This is a genomic window from Photobacterium lipolyticum, assembly GCF_003026475.1.
Classification (GTDB): Bacteria; Pseudomonadota; Gammaproteobacteria; order Enterobacterales; family Vibrionaceae; genus Photobacterium; species Photobacterium lipolyticum.
Genome location: NZ_PYMC01000013.1, coordinates 111,134 through 133,029, shown reverse-complemented (window position 1 = coordinate 133,029; position 21,896 = coordinate 111,134). Strand labels below are relative to the sequence as shown.

Below are 21,896 nucleotides of genomic sequence, written 5' to 3'. Positions count from 1 at the left end.
TTTAACTTTAAACATTCTAATTCAAGTACATTACAACTATTATCCCCTCACGTGGAAAATGATTGTTGAACTTGAGGCACAAATCCGTGGACACAAACAGACTTATCGCATTAATGCCTGATCTCGCAGTCTTCATTATTGTTGTTGATGAAGGCAGTTATACGGCTGCAGCAAAGAAGCTTGGCGTCACGCCATCTGCGTTAAGTAAACAGATTTCGCGCCTCGAACAGTCTCTTTCGGTCAAGCTAATTGAGCGCACTACCCGTAAGTTAATGATCAGTGAATCTGGCACTAAAATTTATGAACAATGCAAGGTCATGACCAATGCTGCTAAGCAGGCTGTCGAGATTGCAAACTATGAGCATACCATTCCATCAGGCATGCTCACCGTGGCTGCGCCAAAAGCCTTTCTGAGTATAGTCTTGCAACCCTTAGTGACCCCTTTTCTTACGCAATATCCTGATATTCAGCTAAAACTAAAAGCCTCTGATGGTGAGATTGATATCCTTTCTGAAGGCATTGATGTGGTTTTTCGTTTAACTGAACGCCCTTCAGAAGCCTTGGTGAATAAAAAGATTGGTAAAGTAAATCTAACCTTATGTGCAAGCCCTGATTACCTTGAACAACGTGGCGAGCCGCAAGTGCCAACCGATCTGCTTGATCATGATTGTATCTACCTGGGTGAAACCGCCACCGACCATATTTGGGACTTCGTCAAAGACGACCAATTTCACACCGTGAGTGTTACAGGACGCTACGCCGTAAACCACTCTCAGATGCGTTTGAAAGGCGTGAAAGACGGTTTAGGCATTGGTATTTTCCCTGATTTTGTAATCAAAGAGGCACTGGAAGAAGGCACGGTTAAAGAAGTACTAAAAGATTGGACGATCAAAGGCAATTATCAAGGGGATATTGCCCTTCAATTTGCCCAGACTAAGTATATGCCAGCAAGGCTTCGTGCATTTATCGATTATATCTCTGAACATTTATCTCAGTAAAAGCGCTCATAACGTCATCCTCATTGGTTCCGGGATGTCTATACCCAAACCAGCTTAAAATGCAAATGCGCCCAAGTCGATGCAATATTTAGCAACAAATAGAAACACCCTCACTTTAAACATAATATTGTTTTCGTACCTGATTTTAAGGCTGAAACACATTTTCTACGCCTGTTCCCCTACTCCTCTATTTTTTTGACCTGGGGTGAGTTCCTTGTCCTCAAAAGTTGCTAACTTATAGATGAATCAATTGAGCATCCAATAGCTGAAACAGGCAGAGATAATAACAATGAAGACGCCATTTCTTTACCACGGTCAGGATAACCACTGGCTTAGCCCTACTTCGCAAAGCCTTAAATTAACGTTAGTCAGTGAAGCCGGCACCTTGATTTCTGCGATCTTTATTCGTTGCGAGCCTGATAATGAAGAGCGACTGATCGACATGGAGCGTGGTGAAATCAAAGGCCGCCTGCAATACTGGTATGGCGATATTCCGTTAAATAAAGACAAAGCCACGACTCACTACTGTTTCAAAGTGATGCAAAACAGTCGGCAATGGTGGCTGCACGGCTGTGGTACTTCTCCTCGCATTCCGGGCAAGGAAAGTCATTTCAAATACAACCGTGAAGATCAGCCACCAGCATGGGTAAAACAGCAAGTTTTCTATCAGATCTTTCCAGACCGCTTTGCCAATGGTGAACCAGAGATCAGCGTTAAATCTGATGAGTACTGTTTACAGGGAGATAAGCGCCCGACCATCGCAAAAAAATGGGGCGATCCGGTTTCCGATCATAGTGCTGATGGCCCGAGTGAGTTTTATGGCGGCGATCTACGAGGGATCCAGAACAACATTGATTACCTCCAAGATCTCGGCGTCACGGCACTGTATTTGAACCCGATATTTACCGCACCGAGCAACCATAAATACGATACAACCGATTATCTCAATATTGATCCGCATCTAGGCACTAACGCACAATTTGCTGGAATGGTTAACGACCTTCATAACCGTAAAATGAAAATCGTACTGGATGCCGTTTATAACCATACCTCGGTCGATCATCCGTGGTTTGATATGTACCAGCGCAATAACCAAACGCAGGGGCTTGGTGCCTATGCTCATCCGGATTCGGGTTTTCGTCACCATTACCAGTTCACCGGCGATTCTAATCAATATGTCAGCTGGAATGGCATCCCGACACTGCCTAAACTCAATTTTTTAAATCCGGATGTTCAGAATTATATTTACGCCGGAGAAGATGCCGTCATCAAGCACTGGCTGCGCCCTCCTTATAATATTGATGGCTGGCGTTTTGATGTTATTCACATGTTAGGTGAAGGGGCCGGTGCGGAGAATAACGCCCATTATGTGAAAGCGTTCCGCGAGGCGGCCAAATCGACAAACCCCGATTGTTACGTACTGGGCGAGCACTTCTTTGAGGCGTCGAATTGGTTGCAAGGAGATCAAGAAGATGGCGCCATGAACTACTATGGTTTTGCCCACCCTGTTCGCGCCTTCTTTGCCAGACAGGATATTGCCTATCACCCTTGCCAGATAGACGCCCCTGAGCTGATGGATTGGTTAAACGAAGCACGCATTAAACTGCCCTGGTTAAACCAGCTTTCTCAGCTGAATCAACTCGACAGCCATGACACCGTGCGCTTCCTGTCGATGCTTAACGACGACCACGAAACCATGCATCTGGCACTGTTAATGTTGTTTGCTTATGTCGGTACACCATGTCTGTATTACGGCACGGAAGTTGGTTTACAAGGCGGCCAGGATCCCGACAACCGCCGTTGCTTCCCGTGGGAACGTACGACAAATTCTCATTCGACCTTTGACTATCTTCAGCAGTTAATTGGTTTACGGAAATCATCTTATGCGCTACAGCAAGGCAGCCTGCAATGGCTGTTGGCAGAAAATCAGCACTTTGCATTTGCGCGAACACTAAACGACGAGAGCGTTATTTGCCTGATCAACAACAGCGCCTGTGCCAAAACCTTGCACTTACCGGTTTGGCAGCTCGGTATTGAATCAGGCTCACTGAAAGACTGCCTGACAGATGATGAGTGGCAGGTAAAAGACGGTTCATTGGCAATTACACTGGCAGGCAAAGAAGGCTTGCTGCTGTCGAATTCCTGAGGATCTCGCATTTCTGATTATTGATTTACAATCACAATGGCCGAAATTAGCTTCGGCCATTGGCTGATTACCCTTTCCATCTTGATCCCTTCAGTTTACATTGGTTGTTATTTATAGGGGGTTCTATTCCCTTGTTATGGCTGAGGAACTTATGGGTCTTGAACGTTATATAGGCATTATGTCTGGCACCAGTATGGATGGTGTCGATACTGTTTTAGTTGAAATTGACGGCACTGATATTCGTTTGCTCGGTGAGCATTCGTTTCCTATGGATGCCAACCTGAAACAGGCCCTGCTTGATATTTGTTTGGGTCAGCCAACAAATCTTCAGACTATTGGTGAACTTGACCATCGTTTAGGTCACTTGTTCGCCGATGCTGTATTAGCGTTATTGACAAAAACAGGAACCTCGGCCAGATCAGTCAAAGCCATCGGTTGTCACGGACAAACGGTATTCCACTCGCCCGAGACTCAATACGCCTTTACCATGCAGCTAGGTGATGCCAACATCATTGCAGCCAAAACCAACATTACGACTGTTGCCGATTTTCGGCGTAAAGATATGGCGTTGGGCGGCCAGGGAGCACCACTCGTCCCTGCATTTCATCAACAACTCTTTCATGATCCCGCCATTACCCGAGTCATTTTAAACATTGGTGGCATTGCCAATATCACCGTTTTGACACCAAACACACCCGTTACTGGTTTTGATACCGGGCCCGGCAATATGTTAATGGATGCATGGATCAATAAGCACAAAGGCTTGCCCTATGATGAAAATGCACAATGGGCAAAGACCGGTTCAGTTAATCAGCCCCTTCTGGAACAGCTGCTTAATGACAGATATTTTCAGCTGCCCCCCCCAAAGAGTACGGGGAGAGAGCTCTTCAACTTACCATGGTTAGAGCGGCATCTTACTGACAGTATCCTTCTCCCTGAGGATGTCCAGGCCACGTTAGCAGAATTTACTGCCGTAACCATTGCCAACGATATAAGTAAACAGAGTCCGGGAGAGTTGTTAGTCTGTGGAGGCGGTGCTCACAATCCACAATTGATGCAACGATTGAGTGAGTTATTACCACATTGGGAGGTACTGACAACAGCAGATCGGGGTGTTGATATCGATAATATGGAAGCCATGGCTTTTGCCTGGCTCGCCTATCGAACACTTCATAACCAGCCCGGAAATTTACCAGAAGTCACAGGGGCCAGTAAGCCAACCACTCTGGGAGCGATTTACCCAGCGTAATCGCTTATATACCCTGCTTCGTTTATCCCCAATCACCTTGCCCAACCCGCAACATGGATTGGGCTTCTTTTTCTACATCTCATATCTATTTTTTAATCTGCAACCGCATAGAGATTGCAAAAAAAATAACATACCAACACAAATCATTAAAAAATAAGTCCTCTGATAATCAGCATTAAAACAGATAGGCCTGCTGTTTATATGACTATTGCTACCCATTTATCCCGGCAAAGATCACATTTATCAGTCATTAATTTTACTAGGAGAAAAACGACGCAAACGTTACACTTCCGCCACATAAAAACAACAAGATTTTTTGGTGACATTTTATCCAACTTCCCCCTGTAACTGTTTAGCTCGACGCTATTTTATGCCATAGCAAAGAGACTAATAGTTACCAAAACGTGAAAGGTGCTAAGTAATAATGAGTCCGGAAAAATACCTTCTTGATTGGCAAACGAGCCAAACGAATGCAGAATCCATCTCACCACTTCTTGGTCAGCTATACCGGCAAAAAGGCGTTGAAGTCCTTTTGTTTGGTCGCCAATTAGTTAATGCTTCTACCATCGACATTATCAAAGCGCACCGCGTTGCTCGTCGCTATACCGGTGAGGCTTTATCTCCAACCCAAACCCTTCCTGTCATTAAAGCACTTACGGAGCTCGACCTGTCTCCTTGTCGTGTTGATATTGGTCAGTTAGCATATGCATATTGGAAAGATCAAGACGAGGAACGCGGTTTAAATGACTTTTTACAGACTGCGCTAACAGAGTCACTGAGTAGCACACAATCTGTTGAACCCCGTGATGTGGTACTTTATGGCTTTGGCCGTATTGGCCGCTTACTGGCTCGCCTCCTGATTGAAAAGAGTGGCCCGGGTTATCCGCTTCGTTTACGTGCCGTTGTGGTACGTGGGGGCAAGCATGGCGACTTAGAAAAACGAGCGAGTCTTTTGCGCCGAGATTCTGTTCATGGCCCATTCAATGGCAGTATTACTGTTGATGAAGATCGCAAAGCCATTATTGCTAATGGTAACTTCATTCAAATCATCTATGCGAACAGTCCAGCCGATATTGATTACACTATCTATGGTATCAATAATGCGTTAATCGTCGACAACACGGGTATTTGGCGGGATAGTGAAGGACTCAGCCAGCACCTTGCCAGCAAGGGGGCTGAAAAAGTACTGCTTACCGCACCAGGCAAAGGCGATATCAAAAATGTTGTCTTTGGTGTCAATGAGTCGGTTATCCTGGAAGATGACAAGATCATTTCAGCCGCAAGTTGTACCACCAATGCCATCACTCCGGTACTAAAAGCGGTCAACGATAAGTACGGTATTACTTCCGGTCATGTTGAAACTGTTCATTCATTTACCAATGATCAGAACCTGATTGATAATTTCCACTCAGGTGATCGCCGTGGGCGTTCCGCATCGCTTAACATGGTATTGACTTCAACAGGCGCCGCCAAAGCCGTTGCCAAAGCTCTTCCTGAGCTTTCAGGTAAATTAACCGGCAACTCCATTCGCGTACCAACGCCAAACGTATCAATGGCCGTTGCGAACCTGAATTTAGAATCAGATGTTACCGCCAACGAGCTAAACCACTACTTACGTAACATGGCGCTGGTATCGCCACTGTCTGGTCAGATCGACTTCACTGAATCGACCGAAATCGTATCCAGTGACATTGTCGGGTCTCGCCATGCGGGTGTTGTTGATGGTGTGGCGACCATAGCCCAGGATAACCGTTGCGTACTGTATATCTGGTATGACAATGAATTTGGCTACAGCTGCCAGGTAGTTCATTGTATGGAACAAATGATGGGGGTCCGTTATAAGACCTACCCAATGCTTAAGTAACTTTTAAGCTATAACAACAAACTCTTGTTCTTTGCCGCCTTCGATCACGAGGCGGCTTTCTCATCTCTCATAAATTATGTCATCCTCATAATTAACAACAAAAACCACAGTGCGGCCTTGATCTTATTTTCCCCTGTAAAAAAACCATTCCCCACAAAGCATCAGTGATATCAGACGCAGATACATCATGTTGATAAATATATTATTCTCGGTGTTATTGAGTTCGCACAGTACGCATCTCATACTTACCGCGGTTTTTATGCGCATTACGTGTGTATTAAATCAATAACATACCAGATTCATTTACTGGCATGTGGGGCTGAGTCCCTCAACGGAATCTAAGCGACTCTCTAATAAAGAAAGGATATAAAATGAAATTGAAAAAAACAGTTCTGTCTACATTGTGCACCGCAACTATTTTAGCAAGCTCAATGGCCGCTCAGGCTGCGCCTAAAGGGACAATTTACCTGACTTTTGATGACGGCCCTGTCAATGCGACAGCACCTTTGATCGATGTCCTTAATGAAGGCGGTATCAAAGCAACATTTTATTTCAATGGTTGGCACTTAGACGGTATTGCCGATGAAAATGAAGATAAAGCACTCGACGCTTTCAAATACGTATTAGATTCTGGTCATGTTGTAGGTAACCACAGCTACGACCATATGGTACATAACTGTGTTGATGCAAATGGTGATAACAGCGCCGCTGCATGTAACGTAACAGGCAACCACCAAATCGATTCATATCAGGATGCCGTATATGATGCATCTATGTTTGATAAAAACTTAGAAGTCATTGAATCATATATTCCGAACGTAAACAGCTACCCTAACTACAAAGGCGATAAGTTGGCTCGCTTGCCGTACACCAATGCATGGCGTGTGACCAACACTTTCAAGGCTGATGGCCTGTGTGCAACATCAGATGATTTCAAACCGTGGGAAGCCGGTTATGTGTGTGATCCGCAAAACCCTTCAAACAGCGTTCGCACTTCTATTCAGGTTGCAGAAATTCTTACCAATAAAAACTACCGACTCCATGGCTGGGATGTCGATTGGGCACCTGAAAACTGGGGTATCGCTATGCCAGCAAACAGCCTGACGGAAGCTGATGCATTCTTAGGCTACGTTGATGCAGCTATCAATGCCTGTGCGCCGACAACTATCAACCCTGTAAACTCAAAAACACAGAACTTCCCATGTGGTACATCTCTGCATGCTGACAAGGTAATCGTTCTAACGCACGACTTCCTGTTTGAAGATGGCAAGCGTGGTATGGGGGCAACTCAAAACCTACCTAAACTAGCGAAGTTTATTAAAATCGCCAAAGAAGCAGGTTATGTATTTGATACTATGGACAACTATGCACCTGCATGGTCTGTAGGTGTTTCATATGCAGCAGGTGATTATGTCACTCACCAAGATACTGTCTATAAGGCAGTAAAAGCCCATACAGCACAAGCTGACTGGGCGCCTTCTTCAACATCGAGCTTATGGGTTAACAGCATGCCAACAACGGTATGGACTGCTAATGTAAGCTATAACGAAGGTGATGTTGTAAGTTATATGGGTAACCGTTACGTTGTTAATGCTGCTCATACTTCACAAGCAGCCTGGACACCAAGCACAGAGCCAACACTATTTACTCAGCTTTAATCAGTTGTAACTAATACTTCACCACAGGAATTTTAACGAGTTCTGTCACCAAACTTCGTCATTCCGTAAAGTGAGGTACGAACTTATACGGAATCTAAGGAGCAGAAGATGAGAACGGGATCCCGGATATTTCGTTCCTCTATTCCGGGATGACGTGTTTAGGAACTTCAACTGTTCATAATTTATGTGGAAGAGTACTTGTCATCTGATTAAAACTGCACTCTGCTGAAAGCAAAAGCGTGAAGGTTAACCTTCACGCTTTTTTAGTTTGTATTTATTGCAATGTTCACAACCAAATTACGAACATTGCGCAACGACCTTTCATTTTATGCTGATTTGTTCTTCCCTAAATGTACCCAGGTTTCAACCACGGTATCCGGGTTCAGCGAGACCGAGTCAATGCCTTGTTCCATCAGCCAATCAGCCAGATCTTCATGATCCGATGGTCCTTGGCCACAAATACCGACATACTTACCCGCCTTGTGCGCAGCTTTAATCGCCATCGACAGCAGGGCTTTAACTGCAGCATTGCGCTCGTCAAACATGTGGGCAATGTCACCAGAATCCCGGTCTAAGCCCAAGGTTAATTGCGTCATGTCGTTAGAACCAATCGAGAAGCCGTCAAAGTACTTCAGGAAGTCATCCGCCAGAATCGCATTTGAAGGCAATTCACACATCATGATCACTTTCAGGCCATTCTCACCACGGCGTAAATCAAACTTCGCAAGCAAATCGATAACCGATGCCGCTTCACTCACGGTACGCACAAATGGGATCATGATTTCAACGTTCTTTAATCCCATTTTCTCGCGCACACGTTTAATCGCTTCGCACTCAAGCGCAAAACAATCCTGGAACTGCGGTGAGATATAACGAGAAGCGCCACGGAAGCCAAGCATCGGGTTTTCTTCCGTTGGTTCAAAGCCACTACCACCAACCAGGTTACTATACTCATTCGACTTAAAGTCTGACATACGCACAATTACACGCTTGGGCCAGAAAGCAGCAGCAAGGGTAGAAATTCCTTCGGTGAGTTTCGTAATGTAGAACTCTACCGGGTTTTCATAACCCACAATGCGACGGTCGATTTCAGCTTTTAGCTCTGCCGACTGCTCGTCATAATTTAACAGTGCTTTCGGGTGAATGCCGATCATCTTGTTGATGATGAATTCCAGACGCGCCAGCCCGACCCCTTCATTTGGAATACAAGCAAAATCAAATGCCCGGTCAGGATTACCGACATTCATCATCACTTTAAGTGGCAAATCAGGCAGATTGCTAACTGAAGAGCGGCGCACTTCAAAGTCAAGCTCTCCTTCATACACAAAACCAGTTTCGCCCTGGGCGCATGAAACCGTAACCAGTTGACCTGTCGCCAATCTAGCTGTCGCCGAAGCACAACCCACGACAGCCGGAATACCTAATTCACGCGCAATGATTGCAGCATGGCAAGTACGACCACCACGGTTTGTCACAATCGCCGACGCTTTCTTCATGACCGGCTCCCAGTCAGGATCAGTCATATCAGCCACCAGCACATCACCTTTCTGGACCTGATCCATTTCACTTAAATCAGAGACAACACGGACCTTGCCCGTACCAATCCGCTGGCCGATCGCACGGCCTTCGATTAAAGGCGTGCTTTGAGCATTAAGGTGAAAACGCTCCATCATCTGCTGATCGTCACGAGAGCGAACCGTTTCAGGGCGTGCCTGCACAATTAACAGCTCACCGGTCACACCGTCTTTAGCCCATTCGATATCCATCGGGCGGCCATAGTGTTTTTCGATGATCAATGCCTGCTCGGCAAGGGCTGAGATTTCTTTGTCAGTTAACGAAAACTGGTTACGCTCTTCATCTAACGTATCAACAACCTCAACTTGAGTACCCAAAGCGGTGCCTTCGGAATAGATCATTTTGATCAGTTTTGAGCCGATAGTACGGCGAACCACCGCAGGGTTTCCGGCTTGTAATGTTGGCTTATGAACATAGAACTCATCAGGGTTAACCGCACCCTGAACAACCATTTCGCCTAATCCCCATGAAGAAGTAATAAAGACAACCTGATCAAAACCTGATTCAGTATCAAGCGTAAACATAACGCCAGACGAAGCTTTGTCAGAACGTACCATGCGCTGAATACCAGCAGACAAGGCTACACCTTCATGATCAAAACCCTGGTGCACACGATATGAAATAGCACGATCATTGAACAGTGAAGCAAATACATGTTTTACCGCTTCAATAACAGACTCAATACCACAAACATTGAGGAAGGTTTCTTGCTGACCTGCAAACGAAGCATCTGGCAGATCTTCTGCTGTGGCCGATGAACGAACAGCAACTGACAATTGGCCATCACCGCTACCCAATTCGACATAACAATCTCTGATTTCCTGTTCCAGATCTGCGGGTAAAGGCGCGGCCAGAACCCAATTACGGATAGTTTCACCCGCCGCTTTCAACGCATTGACATCATCCACATCAAGCGTGTCGAGAAGGCCATAAATACGCTTGTTTAAGCCGCCCGCTTCTAGAAATTGGTTAAATGCGTAGGATGTTGTCGCATACCCATTCGGCACTTTCACACCCGCATTGGCTAAATTGGCAACCATCTCACCCAGTGAAGCATTCTTTCCACCCACTTTATCAACATCGTTCATTGATAAAGCATCGTACCAAACAACATTCTGTTGCACGGTCAATCTCCTTGTTATTGGACTCAGCGTTAAATGTGGGCAAGATCTCAACGACAACGATTGCGTTAGCAGTTAAAAAAATACTGCGCCACAATAGCCGGGCTGATCTCCATGCCCTGTAAGGTTATTGTTATAAGTATTGATACGGCTAACGTTACAGAATAATTTTAAGGATTCAACTTTATATGCAGCGCAAATCCAATTTTCGTGATGTGTTTTACATTTCTGATGCGACAGCGATTACTTCTGAGACACTCGGACACGCTATTTTGGGGCAGTTTCCTCTCGAAACTCGTCAGACCACCCTACCTTTCATTGAAACAAATGAACGGGCGGAACAGGTTAAAAGCCTTATAGATCAATCATTTGAGTCCACAGGCGTAGAGCCTCTAGTCTTTTATTCGATTGTATTGCCTGAAGTGAAAACTATCATTGAACAAAGTCAGGCACATTTTTATGATGTTCTGAATGTACTGGTTGAGTCATTAAAAAATGATTTGCAACTCGAACCGCAACCACAGCTACAACGCTCACGTAGTATTAACAGAGACGCTGCAAGCTATCAGGATCGTATAGCCGCAATTGAATATACCTTAGCGCATGATGATGGGATTTCGCTGAATAATCTTGATCAGGCCGATGTGATTTTATTGGGTGTTTCTCGCTGCGGAAAAACCCCAACCTGCCTGTATTTAGCCATGCAATTTGGTATCCGTGCCGTCAACTACCCTTTCATAGCGGAAGACATGGCAAGCTTGAAGCTGCCTGCGATTATTGAGCCTTATCGCTACAAAACCTATGGCCTGACCATAGATGCCGAACGTCTGGTTGCCATTCGTCATGAGCGCTATGCAAATAGTGATTACGCCAGCAGACAACAATGTGAATGTGAATTGAATAAAGTTGAAGCCATGTTCCGTCGTGAAGCCATTCCCTACCTCAATACATCATCGCTGTCAGTCGAAGAAATCTCGACTCGCTTGCTGGATATCAGCGGCCTAAAACGCAAAATGTGCTAACTATAAACATTTTAATCATCTAAAAATAAGCATCAGATTACGTGGCAGATACCGCTCTGATTACAACTAACAGGAAATGCTGATTTGGCTTTGTGAAAACCAACAAGCGACCGGCATTTCTATTCTTCAAGACGCTTCCTACACTGTTCTATGGTTGTTGTCTGAATATCATTAATTGCCTGATTCAAAATGATAAAATGGTACGACTAAATCCTAATCACATGCTATCAATGATAAAAATCTCATAAATGAGAGCATAAATTCACATAAATATCATGACCTTAATATAAGTTCAATTATTACCTAAGTATTAATCAAAAAAGCCCTAGTTCTTGTAATATGCTTACTTTGTGATTCATAAATAAATTACAACAACAGCAACAACATTGGGGATAACAATAACAACAAGTAACACCTGCGCATTAAGCGGAAACGCTTCTATACCGCAAGGAACACCTACAAAACAAAACGTATTTACTGGTGCAGGCTTTCTTATTGTGCTTTTGCAATTGATAAATTGCACACTCCGGGGAAGAATAGTCGGCCAGTTTTTAGTATCAATAATCAGAATGAGAGATACTGAACGCAGTAAATGCACATAATTCATGTAGGCAGCGGTGGCAAAAGCCCCGGCATTATCGGTGCCGGGGCTTTTTTATTTTGACTCTAGTTTAGATGTCTATATTTTCTCAAAGAATGGATTACGGCTGTTGAGTGTTACGCTGTCACCAACTGCTCTTGTTCTGATTTTTTAAGGAACGCATAAGTCACACCGGTTAACAGTGTGCCTGCCGCAATCGCAACCAGATACATCAGTACAGGGGTGATCGCATTTGGAATCAACAGGACGAACAGACCACCATGTGGTGCCATCAGCTTTGCGCCAAACAGCATAGACAGTGCACCGGTTAACGCACCACCCGCCATGCAGCTAGGGATCACGCGCATCGGATCGCGAGCTGCAAATGGAATCGCGCCTTCTGAGATAAAGCACAGACCAAGCACGAAGGACGCTTTACCCGCTTCTGATTCACTTGCGTTGAATTTATTTTTTGCAAGGAATGTTGCCAGCCCCATACCGAGCGCAGGTACCATGCCCGCCGCCATAATTGCTGCCATTGGCGCGTAAGTTTGTGACGCTAGCAAACCGACTCCGAATGTATACGCCGCTTTGTTTACCGGGCCACCCAGATCGAAACACATCATACAACCAAGGGTGATGCCCAGCAGTACCGCGTTCGCAGAACCCATATTGTTCAAGAATTCAGTCAGCCCTGTCATAGCAGCAGCAACCGGACCGCCCACGATGTAAATCATGATAAGACCGGTGATCAAGCTCGCTGCCAGCGGAATGATCAGAATAGGTTTGAGCGCTTCCATCGACTGAGGTAACTGCACTTTATCGGCAATCAGTTTTGCACTGTATCCCGCAAGGAAGCCGGCAACAATACCACCAAGGAAACCGGCACCGATTGAACTTGCTAACATACCGCCAATCAAACCAGGAGCCAGGCCCGGACGGTCAGCAATCGAAAAGGCGATGAAACCAGCCAGAACAGGCACCATCAACGCAAATGCCGAACCACCACCAATAGTCATCAGCGCAGCTGCCAGCGTACCTTCTTCTTTAAATGCTTCGATACCAAAGACAAAAGACAACGCAATCGCCAAGCCGCCCGCAACAACCAACGGCAGCATGTGTGATACGCCGGTCATCAAGTGCTTATAAGCCCCGGTTTTTTCTTGTTTGTGATCACCGGCGGATGCATTGCCTGCTTCATGCTTATAAATCGCAGCACTTGCAAACGCTTTGTCTAATTCTTGTGAGGTTTTCTTCAGAGCCAGACCGGTACTGGTTTTGTATAGTTTCTTACCTTCAAATCGGGCAAGATCGACGTCAATATCAGCCGCAATAACAACCAGGTCAGCCGCCGCAATTTCTTCTGCCGTTAGCTGGTTTTTTGCACCCACAGAGCCGCGGGTTTCAACTTTGATATCATGTCCCTGACGTTTACCCTCACCTTCCAGTGCTTCTGCCGCCATAAAAGTATGCGCGACACCGGTCGGGCAGGCAGTAATTGCAACAATTTTCTTTTTCCCGGATCCAACCACCGTTTCAGCGACGGCTTGCTGAGCCGCCGAAGAGGATAGCACGATTGCTTTTTCTGCTGCTTGTTGCAAGTAAACTTTTGGCTCAGCAAAACATTCAGCAACGTCTGACTGATAGACTCTTTTACCTGCAAAGCGAGATTTATCAATTGCGGTACTTGCAGCAATAACAATGCAGTCTGCGGCTTTAATCTGAGCAGAAGTCAGAGATTTCACCGCTGTAACCGTTGACTGACATTCAATATCAGCGTTCCACTTCAGTTCTGCTGCCGCTTTTTCTAATAGGCCTGCAGCAATGACGGTGTTTGCAATACCGCTGGGGCAAGCTGTTACGATTGCAATATTCATCTTAATACCCTCTGATCCTTGTTAGCACTTCACGTAATTGTTAGATCCGATCTTTTCAGTAAGATCTGATTTTGACAGTTGCACTCTTTCTTTCATCGCCAGCACGGTTTCAATATCTTCAACACCGACTCCAACTTGAGCCACCGCCAAAGCCGACAATGCCGTTGCAAAACGAAGAGTTTCTTCTCTGTTCCAGCGATTCAGATGCCCCCAGCACATACCGGCCACTAATGTGTCACCGGCACCCACGGTACTGACGACCTGCATTTTGGGTGGTTGCGAACGTAACCATCCTTTATTACTCAACCACATCACACCTTCAGCACCTAAAGACACCACCACATTGGCAATTCCTTTTTGCGCCAGTTGTTCAGCAACCTCTGTAAATTCTGCTTCTGACGTTAATTCACGCCCAGCCCATTCCGATAGCTCTTCATTATTAGGTTTTACCAACCATGGATTTGCGTCCAGACCAGCCGCTAATGCCGCTTTACTGCTATCAAACAAGACTTGTTTACCTAATTGATGTAGACGCGATACCCAACCCGCACACATCTCAGGTGTAATACCAACAGGTAAGCTACCCGCGATAACAAACACATCATGGCTTTCTACCAGTTCAAACAATGTTTGTTCGAAACGGATGATATCGTCTTCAGATACCGCAACCCCCGGGAAGTTGATATCGCTGACCTGACCGGTTTGCTCAACCAGTTTTACGTTGATGCGGCTTGCACCTTTAACGCGAACAAACTTATCCGCTGCACCCAGCTCTTCAAAAAGCTGACGGAATGGTTCTTGGTTATCTGCGCCTAATAAACCAGTAACAGTAACCTCGGCACCTAACTCAGCCAGTACTTTTGCAACATTTACGCCTTTACCGGCCGGGTGCAAACTGCCTTTGTTCACGACGTTAACGGTACCGGCAGTCAGCGTATTCAGGCTGCCGGTTAAATCCAACGCTGGATTTAGCGTAACAGTGACAACCTTTGGTTTGTGTGACGCGGTCTGACAAAAATCAGGGCTATTTAAATCAGTCATTACTTACCCTCACCCAAGCCATCCGCGATTGCCTGTCCAATTGACTCCAGTGCCAGCTCAGCATCATCACCTTGCGCCGTAAATTGCAGTCGATGACCGTGTTTCACACCCAGAGCAATCACCTTCATCAGGCTCTTCGCATTTGCCGACTTTCCGTCACCACATAGGTTAAGCACCTGAATATTTGAATTGAATTTCTTTGCCACGCTCACCAGCATCGCACCAGGACGGGCATGCAGACCGTGTGAATTGAGGATTTTGAAGACTTCTGTCGAACCCTCAATCGTCTCTTCGGTTAATAGTGAAACCACTTTTTCTTCTGTTGCGGCAAACAATTTTGCTGATTGGTTCTTATAAAGCACCTGAGATAAATACTCCAAATTCTTCAGGTGAGCCGCATTACAAGCCGCAACCATCAATAGACCTTTAACTGGCTGTCCGTCTTCTTCAAAAGACTGAGACGGCGTAACAAAAGAAATTGCCGTTTTCACCACCTCTTTATTGCTTCTTGCCAGCCACAATCCTTGACCGAGGTAAGTTGTACCTGAAGCAATCGCATCTGCGACACAGCCGTTATCAGCAAACTTGCGGTTTTTGATCAGACCAGCAGCAACGGCAGTTAACTGGATCAAGTCTGTTGCCGGGAAATCCAGTTGAACCAACCCGGTATCAAATTCAGCTTCTAGCTGCTCGTCACCGTTTAAAATCGCAATTATGCCTTCTGCACTGTCGCTCTGCTTTAGTTTCTCTTCAACGCCATCAGCTGAAAGCACTTTCGTTAATTGCTTCAGAATGCCAAGGTGCTCATCAGATTTAGCCGCAATACCGATAGCCAGATAAACGGTTTGTCCATTGCCCCAATCCACACCATGCGGGAAATGATGGACCTTCACGCCCGTTTGTTTGACCAAACCACGTGTATCCGTTGTACCGTGTGGGATCGCGATTCCATTCCCCAGGAATGTCGAGTTCTGAGCTTCACGAGCCAGCATCCCATTGACATAACCCGCCTCAACCAGCCCCTGATTTGCTAAGCTGTCGGCTAGCGCCTTTATCGCCTCTTGTTTATCAGGGGCGGCTTGTTTTAACTGAATATCGCTCTGTGATAGTGACAACATGAATTCACTCCATATGACAGTTTTCTGTCTTCTACTTCGGTCTTCTTTTTGATGAACTCAAGGCTCATCTCGACCCGTCGTTAAGTTATAAGGTTATACAACAACCAAAGCTGAACCGATTCAGCTTTTCAGCAATTTAAAAGTCTCAGCAGAACCGATGAACTTTTTAAAGCTCTGCTGAAACCTTTCACCTGACATGCTGAATGCTTTCAGCTATTATTGCAATTGTTCCGTGCAGGATCATTTGCGAATATATGATCAAGTGCACAAATATTCCGGTGAAGAGTAAGAAATCACGATGACGTTAGATGAAATTGCAAAACTTGCTGGTGTATCGCGTACTACTGCAAGCTATGTCATTAATGACAAAGCCAGCAAGTACCGGATCAGTGAAAAAACCCAACAGAAAGTCATGGCTGTTGTTAATCAATTTAACTTCCGTCCTGATCATGCCGCCAAATCATTGCGTGCGGGAAACAGCCGCTCATTTGGATTGATCATCCCGGATCTGGAAAATAGCAGTTACGCAAAACTGGCAAAATTACTGGAACGTGATGCAAGAAAGGCGGGCTATCAACTCATCATCTCCTGCTCTGATGATGATATTGAAACCGAAATGAAAGTCGCCGAGACCTTGCTCAGCCGTCGTATCGATGCACTGTTAGTAGCAAGTGCCCTGCCTGCCGATCATGACTTCTATAAAAAAATCCAGGCAGGAGGTGTACCCGTAATAGCGCTTGACCGAGCCTTAGATGATGAAGCCTTCGCCAGCGTGATCAGTGAAGATTTAGAGGGGGCTTATGAGCTTACTCAAGCCCTGCTGATGAAAGAGATAAAAAGTATCGGCCTGATCGGTGCAGTGCCAGAACTTGGGGTATCAAAAGAGCGTGAGCAAGGTTTCATTGCGGCGATCCATTCCCACCATCCCGATGTTGAAACGCTGATTGCTTACGGCGATCACTTCAGTCAGGAACAAGGTCAATATCAGGTACAGCAATGGATAGATAGCAACAACTTGCCGGATGCCATTCTTGCCACCTCTTATACCTTGTTTGAAGGTGTATTAGATTGTCTGCTGGCCAATCCGGCGCTGATGGCAAAAACCCATCTGGCCACATTTGGTGACAACCGTTTATTGGATTTTCTGCCGATTAAAATTCAATCCCTTCCTCAGCAATTTGAGCTAATTGCCGACAGCGCCCTGGAATTAGCACTTAATGCGACAGCCGGACGATACCGCACAGGTGTGGAAGTGGTCCCCCGGAAGATTAAGCGACGTTAATCGTTCATTTTAAATTAATTATAACCAAGCACCAGAGCGATAAGGTTGCTATCGCAATGGTGCCTTGTTCTCCATCATGGCAACGTTACTCACCGGGCTCTGCATCTTGAGATGGCTGGGTATATAACCCACTACTGTTGAATTGGTTATAGTTCAGTCTCTGCCCGACAGCTCAAACATCTTCTTTCCTAGCCGGTAGAGACGCCTCGCCTGCTCACCCAGTGCTAACTTATCATGCTCCAAACGGCGTCGGTTCAACTGAGTATTCACACCACTCTGATAGGCTGCCTGTAAAAACGTATTTATTTGGTCAAGGTTATAAGCTGTTTTGCCTTCTCCGACACACAGCGGCAGTATCTTATCGGGGTTCAGCAATGCCTGGTTATATTCCACCGCTTCTTTAATGATCATCGCCTTAGGTGTATTGCCGGAGGTAAAATCATAAGGTGGTGCCCATTCCTGAATCGGTTGTAACCTGTCTACCTGATTGACCAGTGCCATGATCTGTGGCTTTTTCCTCGAACGATTAGCCGTATCGGCATAGAAAGCATCCACTTTGATTTTCAATTGGCTATCTAAGGCTCGAGCTGGCTGATTGGCTTTAAGCACCCAGAAAACCAAATCACTATTAACGATTTGCTCAAAAATTAATGACTCTGTTTTTGGGTTACCATCCATGCCCGGCAAATCGACCAAATGGACAAGCTCGATCCCCTCTACTTCGCATTTATGCACAGTTACCCGATCAGTGGATGGAAGGGTGCTGACTTCAGCCACTATACTGCCAGCAATGGCGTTGATCACGGATGACTTACCCGCACTCACCTGCCCGATAACCGCCACACGCAATGGCTCGATATCAGGAGCCAGTCTTTCTTCATCCAAATCTGCAGCGTGACTATGTTGCAACTCGGCATCTTTAGCTTTAAAGCGCCCGCTGTATAGATCGATCGCAACTGACGCCACCTCCTGCAATAAGGTTTTCTTCAGTTTCGCTTGTACTTCTGCGCTGACTTCATCAAACAATCGGCCAATAATTTGCCCTCTCGCTTCGGCGATCCAACCTGCTGGGGTTACCGCGCGAAAAACGCGGTAAATGTCATAGGCTTTCTTGGCCGTTTGGATCTTACCTTTCTGTTCATAACCTTGCTTTAGCGTGGTTATGCGGATCTTTTCAGAAAACGGTATATGATCATGCAGCAAGTGACGATATCGACGACTGACTTCTTCTACCATTAGCAGAAATTCTGGCGCTGAAAATGCCAGCTCCTTCGCGTTGCTCTCCGGGTGATACTGGCTTGCCGCTTCGCTGACAACTGTAAACGCATGGGATCGTAGCGATGGCCAATCTGCAGCCTCCGCTAACTGCTGGTCAATTAATATATTCAGGGATTGCCAGACTTGGCGATCAAAGTCAGCCCATTGCAGTGATGGCTCAACCATGATTTCCGCAAACTCTTCAGCGGTTGAACGTTCGATTTTATGCTTTCGTCGAAGCCAGAGGTACGGTAAGAATATTGCGATGCATAACGCGGCAGTAATCATCAAAAACAGCAACCAATAGCCATTCTCAAACAGCGATATCACACCAAAGACAGCAAGAACGCCAAACGGCAGAATGATCGCCGTGATCATCAACGGTACAAAGCCATCAGACACCCGGCTCATCAACTGATAGCTATTTTTTATCGGTTTCATTTTTCTTCTGTTTACCGCTGCTGCCGGCTTCGATTTTGGCAACAGCCTTTATAGCCTGCTCAAAGATCGCCTTCATTTCCTCTTTCGTGACAGTTTCGCCTTTACTTTTATGATACAGATATTTACATGCTGCCCGGCCAATCGCATAAGTGGATGAAAAACTGATTGCCGCCGCCGTTGCACCGCCGACCGTCTGACCATAGGCAGGAATAAACTTCACCAGCTGGCGAATGCCCAGCTTAGACAGATACTGCACCATAAAGCCGGTACCTAATGTGCCAATGAACTCCATAAAGCACTGTTTATCCCATACCACCGCATATTGGTTAGCCAGGCTATGCAGCATTTTCCCCTGAATAGCAGGCACAGAAACCAGACCTACCGCCGGGATCGCATCACTGGCCCCCGCCGCACCTGCATACCACAACACTTCTGAGCGGAGTTTTTCAAAATTGCTTTCTTCACGGGATGCATGTGCTTGCTTATTGGTCAACAAACTGAGGATCGGTAGCATCTCTGCCAACTTATTTTTCAGTTCGTGAAGACCACTTTCGCCAATACGGGCATCATCAGCACTAACGGGGGCTGCGTCAGAGGGAGCGAAATCAGCCGCAACTGTCGGTGCCGTTCTCCCCCAGACGGCTTCAACCTGACTCTGATTATGGGCCATAGCCCTTTCACGTTCAGCGATATCGGCAATGGAAAGTACCGCAGTATGAACAATCAGAAGCTGCTTTATCACTCCAAACTTTTTGATTTTTTTAAGGGCATTAATCACACCACTCTGTTCAGGCTCTTCTGCTTTCATCACCACGATCAAGGCATGGCTTCGCTGCTGACAGATCTGGGTATCTTCAGCGGGATCATAGTCAGTTTCTGATACGCCGCGTGTATCAAGAAAGCGCAATAAGGGGTTATTTACCGGATAGTCATAACTCACAGCGGTCTTGGTGCAAGGGAGGAAACCATTACCAATCTCCACCTGAGAATCCCCTGTCAGCGCCTGAACTAACGACGATTTTCCTGCACCGGTTTTACCCAGCAACCATAGGGTCGGCAACTGTTCCTGCCATTGGGTAAAGGCCGGTTCAAGATCTGGGTTAACAGACGGATTAATGTAATCGAAGATTTTCTTAAAACTATTCATGATCTGTAATCACTTAATCGGCACCCGTGAATCATTGTATACACCCAAGTCACCTCAATTAAGCCGCTTTATCTCCGCATGATTTCCTAGCCCATCAACTTCCTCTGAATCGGTTTTGCAGCCGTTCAATAACGGCAGTAAACAACTTCACCCCCGGTAACATTCTGCTTTCATCAATATCGAAGTCACCATTATGATGCCCTGCAGTCAGATCTGAACCCACCATGCAATAAATAGCTTTCCCCCCCTTGGCTTGTACACGGTCTACCAGATAACCCGCATCTTCACTGGCACCGAAGTCTTTTTCACGAATGACATTATTGAAACCACAGCCATAACCTACAGATGCTAGTAGTTCTACCAGCTCAATGTCATTGTGTAAGCCTATTGCTTCACCCTGAGCATGAACTTCAACGTTAACACCGTGCATCATAGATGAGGCCTGAGCAATCCGCTCAACGTGCTGGTACATATAGTTATTCAGATCGCGATTTTCACCACGCGTTTCACCTTTTAATATGGCTTTATCCGGAATAACGTTTCGCCCGTCACCTGCCGTTAACTGGCCAACGTTCACCCGGGTCATACCATCGCGATGACGGGGAATTGCCAGCATTTGCGTAACGGCAGTGCATGCTGCAGCCAATGCATTGCACCCGGCATTAGGTTCAATACCGGCATGCGCTGGTTTGCCTTTAAAATGGAGATCAAATTTAGAACTACAGAGGAAATGTTGGGGATCACACACTAATGTCCCGCTAGGTACATTCATACCGATATGGGCTGCAAAAAAATAATCAACATCGTCTAGCCAACCACTTTCGGCAATTGCCTTCCCGGCACGACAGCCTTCTTCTGCAGGTTGAAACAATAATTTAATCTTGCCTGATAGTTTTTCTTTGTTTTCTGCCAGCACTTCTGCCAACCCTAAACCTATTGATGCATGCGCATCATGCCCACATGCGTGTGCTATCCCCGGCAATAATGATGCAAAACCGAGAAATCGCGGACGGTGCGAATCGTCCTGACTTTCCATCACTTCTACTGCATCAATGTCAAAACGGAAAGCATAAACCGGTCCTTCTCGCCCGGTATCAAGTTCCGCTCCAATACCGGTAACGCCATTCATTTTTGAAAGTATATTGGCATCCGCCCCCCAACTCAGAGCGCGTTGCTGAGCGTCAGCAATACTAGTTTCATCACGTCCCATAATGGCATCACGGGCAATGATACTGTCAGAAAAATACAACTCAAAACCAAGGTTTTCCAGAAGCCCGGCAATGCGACCGGTTGTAAAAAATTCACACCAGGCCGATTCTGGATAACGGTGAAATTCACGTCTGTAGTTCATCAGGCGTTGCGATAATGCTTGCTCATCAAAAGTTAACTTGTTTACCACTTAATAATCCTATTACTTATATGGCTAACGGGCCGGTTTTACTCACGCAATTCGTGCTCAATAATTGACTCCCATCCCTGTTTGCGTGCTATAACAAAAGGCTTGGTCGATATACTTATTG

General features: G+C 45.9%; 14 protein-coding genes. 7 read left to right on the top strand and 7 right to left on the bottom strand.

The window, feature by feature from the left end:
* Positions 1-113: 113 nt before the first annotated feature.
* The 5 genes from C9I89_RS16850 (at position 114) to C9I89_RS16830 (ending at position 7,915) form a co-directional block, all read left to right on the top strand.
* Positions 114-998: a LysR family transcriptional regulator gene (locus C9I89_RS16850; protein ID WP_425440421.1), complete on the top strand. Its 885-nt coding sequence runs from the start codon at positions 114-116 to the stop codon at positions 996-998.
* Between the two features lie 289 nt (positions 999-1,287).
* Positions 1,288-3,144 (top strand): maltodextrin glucosidase, encoded by a 1,857-nt coding sequence (gene malZ, locus C9I89_RS16845; RefSeq protein WP_107284484.1) that lies wholly within the window; start codon positions 1,288-1,290, stop codon positions 3,142-3,144.
* Positions 3,145-3,295: 151 nt separating this feature from the next.
* Positions 3,296-4,393, top strand: coding sequence for an anhydro-N-acetylmuramic acid kinase (locus C9I89_RS16840; protein ID WP_107284483.1), 1,098 nt, complete (start codon positions 3,296-3,298; stop codon positions 4,391-4,393).
* Between the two features lie 424 nt (positions 4,394-4,817).
* A complete protein-coding gene (locus C9I89_RS16835; RefSeq protein WP_107284482.1) occupies positions 4,818-6,257 on the top strand; it encodes a glyceraldehyde-3-phosphate dehydrogenase in 1,440 nt (479 codons plus the stop codon).
* A 371-nt stretch (positions 6,258-6,628) separates the two neighbouring features.
* A complete protein-coding gene (locus C9I89_RS16830) occupies positions 6,629-7,915 on the top strand; it encodes a polysaccharide deacetylase family protein (RefSeq protein WP_107284481.1) in 1,287 nt (428 codons plus the stop codon).
* 326 nt (positions 7,916-8,241) lie between these two features.
* On the opposite strand, the gene ppsA is transcribed toward C9I89_RS16830, so the two are convergent.
* Positions 8,242-10,614, bottom strand: a complete 2,373-nt coding sequence (ppsA, locus tag C9I89_RS16825; protein ID WP_107284480.1) for a phosphoenolpyruvate synthase — start codon at positions 10,612-10,614, stop codon at positions 8,242-8,244.
* Between the two features lie 185 nt (positions 10,615-10,799).
* Here ppsA and ppsR point away from each other — a divergent pair, with 185 nt between their 5' ends.
* On the top strand, positions 10,800-11,633 hold the full coding sequence (ppsR, locus tag C9I89_RS16820; RefSeq protein ID WP_107284479.1) for a posphoenolpyruvate synthetase regulatory kinase/phosphorylase PpsR: 834 nt from the start codon (positions 10,800-10,802) through the stop codon (positions 11,631-11,633).
* 717 nt (positions 11,634-12,350) lie between these two features.
* On the opposite strand, the gene fruA is transcribed toward ppsR, so the two are convergent.
* The 3 genes from fruA to fruB are packed head-to-tail and all read right to left on the bottom strand — an operon-like array spanning position 12,351 to position 16,249.
* Positions 12,351-14,090: a PTS fructose transporter subunit IIBC gene (fruA, locus tag C9I89_RS16815; protein WP_107284478.1), complete on the bottom strand. Its 1,740-nt coding sequence runs from the start codon at positions 14,088-14,090 to the stop codon at positions 12,351-12,353.
* Positions 14,091-14,111: 21 nt separating this feature from the next.
* The gene (pfkB, locus tag C9I89_RS16810; protein WP_107284477.1) at positions 14,112-15,131 is read right to left on the bottom strand and encodes a 1-phosphofructokinase; all 1,020 of its coding nucleotides are present in this window, start codon (positions 15,129-15,131) and stop codon (positions 14,112-14,114) included.
* On the bottom strand, positions 15,131-16,249 hold the full coding sequence (gene fruB / locus C9I89_RS16805; RefSeq protein WP_107284476.1) for a fused PTS fructose transporter subunit IIA/HPr protein: 1,119 nt from the start codon (positions 16,247-16,249) through the stop codon (positions 15,131-15,133). The genes pfkB and fruB overlap by 1 nt, the downstream gene beginning before the upstream one ends.
* A gap of 298 nt (positions 16,250-16,547) precedes the next feature.
* Here fruB and cra point away from each other — a divergent pair, with 298 nt between their 5' ends.
* On the top strand, positions 16,548-17,531 hold the full coding sequence (gene cra / locus C9I89_RS16800; protein ID WP_107284475.1) for a catabolite repressor/activator: 984 nt from the start codon (positions 16,548-16,550) through the stop codon (positions 17,529-17,531).
* Between the two features lie 153 nt (positions 17,532-17,684).
* Here the strand turns inward: cra and C9I89_RS16795 are convergent, their stop codons facing one another.
* The 3 genes from C9I89_RS16795 to C9I89_RS16785 form a co-directional block, all read right to left on the bottom strand.
* Entirely contained in the window at positions 17,685-19,229 is a 1,545-nt protein-coding gene (locus C9I89_RS16795; RefSeq protein WP_107284474.1) for a GTPase family protein, read from the bottom strand.
* Positions 19,210-20,376, bottom strand: coding sequence for a YcjF family protein (locus tag C9I89_RS16790; protein WP_107284473.1), 1,167 nt, complete (start codon positions 20,374-20,376; stop codon positions 19,210-19,212). The genes C9I89_RS16795 and C9I89_RS16790 overlap by 20 nt, the downstream gene beginning before the upstream one ends.
* A gap of 94 nt (positions 20,377-20,470) precedes the next feature.
* A complete protein-coding gene (locus C9I89_RS16785) occupies positions 20,471-21,775 on the bottom strand; it encodes an amidohydrolase (RefSeq protein WP_107284472.1) in 1,305 nt (434 codons plus the stop codon).
* Between the last annotated feature and the right edge of the window lie 121 nt (positions 21,776-21,896).

What these genes read in the sequence shown, in the direction of transcription:
- C9I89_RS16850 (WP_425440421.1), top strand. Translation starts at nt 114, where the DNA reads ATGCCTGATCTCGCAGTCTTCATTATTGTTGTTGATGAAGGCAGTTAT.
- malZ (WP_107284484.1), top strand. Translation starts at nt 1,288, where the DNA reads ATGAAGACGCCATTTCTTTACCACGGTCAGGATAACCACTGGCTTAGC.
- C9I89_RS16840 (WP_107284483.1), top strand. Translation starts at nt 3,296, where the DNA reads ATGGGTCTTGAACGTTATATAGGCATTATGTCTGGCACCAGTATGGAT.
- C9I89_RS16835 (WP_107284482.1), top strand. Translation starts at nt 4,818, where the DNA reads ATGAGTCCGGAAAAATACCTTCTTGATTGGCAAACGAGCCAAACGAAT.
- C9I89_RS16830 (WP_107284481.1), top strand. Translation starts at nt 6,629, where the DNA reads ATGAAATTGAAAAAAACAGTTCTGTCTACATTGTGCACCGCAACTATT.
- ppsR (WP_107284479.1), top strand. Translation starts at nt 10,800, where the DNA reads ATGCAGCGCAAATCCAATTTTCGTGATGTGTTTTACATTTCTGATGCG.
- fruA (WP_107284478.1), bottom strand. Translation starts at nt 14,090, where the DNA reads ATGAATATTGCAATCGTAACAGCTTGCCCCAGCGGTATTGCAAACACC.
- pfkB (WP_107284477.1), bottom strand. Translation starts at nt 15,131, where the DNA reads ATGACTGATTTAAATAGCCCTGATTTTTGTCAGACCGCGTCACACAAA.
- fruB (WP_107284476.1), bottom strand. Translation starts at nt 16,249, where the DNA reads ATGTTGTCACTATCACAGAGCGATATTCAGTTAAAACAAGCCGCCCCT.
- cra (WP_107284475.1), top strand. Translation starts at nt 16,548, where the DNA reads ATGACGTTAGATGAAATTGCAAAACTTGCTGGTGTATCGCGTACTACT.
- C9I89_RS16795 (WP_107284474.1), bottom strand. Translation starts at nt 19,229, where the DNA reads ATGAAACCGATAAAAAATAGCTATCAGTTGATGAGCCGGGTGTCTGAT.
- C9I89_RS16790 (WP_107284473.1), bottom strand. Translation starts at nt 20,376, where the DNA reads ATGAATAGTTTTAAGAAAATCTTCGATTACATTAATCCGTCTGTTAAC.